Origin of the sequence: Pseudoalteromonas sp. Isolate6 (assembly GCF_022398435.1) — a bacterium.
In the GTDB taxonomy this organism is placed as follows: Bacteria; Pseudomonadota; Gammaproteobacteria; order Enterobacterales; family Alteromonadaceae; genus Pseudoalteromonas; species Pseudoalteromonas galatheae.
In genome coordinates this window covers 1-1,866 of sequence record NZ_JAKEVK010000361.1, presented here as the reverse complement: position 1 = coordinate 1,866, position 1,866 = coordinate 1, and the positions used below count along the sequence as shown (strand labels likewise).

Sequence of the window (1,866 nt, the reverse complement as noted above, 5' to 3'; positions counted from 1 at the left end):
GCATATTAGCTTCGTTAAAAATTTCTCATTTAGAACAACTAAATAGCAAAATTTTTGCCTTGCCTATATGGATATAGGTACCTTAGCGGTAGCAGGACGCGAGAGCGGTGCTACTAAAGCTATTTCCCCGCTTCAAGATAGATCATTTACTTAATGCAACTGGTATTATGCGGTTGAGGCTGCAAGTGTTCATTGCAGCTCACAGAAATACACATCAGCTTAGGCAGCTAACCCCAAACCTCAGGGCTCCTCTTTGATACAGTTTTGCTCCTTAAACTGTGCCTTTGCATCATGATATATAAAAGAGAAATCTGCTGTACGTGGTGTAAATATCGGTTTGCCGGTATTCTTATCACAGTCGGTTGCGATCCCGCCTGCTGCATGACAATTCATGCAAGAGGAGCTTTTATAATAAAGCGCTTCTTGTTTACCTAATGGCTGATTTCCTAGTTGTAAAAATGTCTCAATCACCTCATTAGTTAGATAAACAGGGTGGGGCAATCCACCTGAATAATTGGTGAGCTTGGTTTCAATTGTATCACTTGGTTGGCCATTAATATCAGTCATTGGCTTACTGCTGTTATTAGTTGAATACTGCGTACCAATTAGTTTGTAATATTGCAGAACAGCGTTTTCTTGTTTGAATAGCTTAGAAATATGCTGATTCACTTTTTCAACAACCGGTGATATTTGTTCCAATCGAACCACTTGAGTAGGCTTAGTGCCTCCTACTGGGTGATTGATTGCGCATGTTGGACATTGCTTATCGAAAAAGGTTGGAGAGTTGCCCCAAACATTATCCTGATGTGAAAAGGTTGCGTAAATCCAATTACTAGATGTGCCGGTTTTCTGCATTATGTGAAATCCAACTACGCCAACTTCTTGTTCTTCGACTTTAAATGAGCCTGTTTCACCACTTTGTATTTGGTGGTAGCGTTTTACGGGCAGTGTTGCGCGAATGTACTTACTCGGATCATCAGACTCATTGAGTATTTTCCACGCTACCTTTATCTCGATAGCAAGGCCTGGCGGCTTAGGGTCAAAATTGGTCAGGTCTTGTGGCAAGTTACAAGTGGGTAATGAGGAACCACTGGAACACGCTAAAAAGCCAATCGTATTCATGTTGATGCACATGCTACTCGCGCTCTGGCTTTTGCATGCCCAACTATAAGTTGGGTTATTCGCGAATTCAATTTGGCCATCTATGCTATATAGTTTATTTTTGGTAATAAAATTGAATACATAGGGACTAACAAACTTCTGATAATATACAGGGTTGTTTTTTTGGTCAGTTAAAATTGCCTGTTTTTTCGGTGTATTTTTGGGCGCAACTTGCTCCACTGCAGATAAAGGCTGCATCATGGCGAAGTTTTTGGATATTTCCCAGTTTTTTGGAGGCGCTGCATCTGCTGTGAAAATAGTCTCGGTTTCACGCCAGTTTATCCAAAGTGGAAGCGGGCAGTTGGCGCCTGAATCGGCTTCACACACTTTTATATTATTTTGCGTGAGCTTATAGTTTTCGTCCAATTGCCTGTTTAGTGCGGTAAAGCTCAGCCATGAAAATAGTGCGTATCGGTGATCCAAATAATCAAGCTTCTGCGATTCATTAGGCTTTACGGGCTTTAACTCTTCACACGACTTCACTAATTTATTGTATGCGTCAAGTGGGTAGGGTTTTAGCTGAGTCAAGTCGTTTGGAAAAGGAAATGGCTCTGTTAATGTGCATTCATCTTTGACTAGCCAATCTGGAAAAATGCTGTATTCAGTAGCAAAAGTACCAGTACTTACGAATAGTAAAGAGAGCTTCGCTATTACACTTTTCATGATTATTTCCTTTTTTTATAAGGTGAAGAATATAAATATGAC

The 1,866-nt window shown here is 40.5% G+C and carries 1 protein-coding gene; it reads right to left on the bottom strand.

What is annotated here, in order from left to right; all coding sequences use genetic code 11:
• Window positions 1–240: 240 nt before the first annotated feature.
• Window positions 241–1,824 (bottom strand): hypothetical protein, encoded by a 1,584-nt coding sequence (locus L1D50_RS22880; RefSeq protein WP_239966923.1) that lies wholly within the window; start codon window positions 1,822–1,824, stop codon window positions 241–243.
• Between the last annotated feature and the right edge of the window lie 42 nt (window positions 1,825–1,866).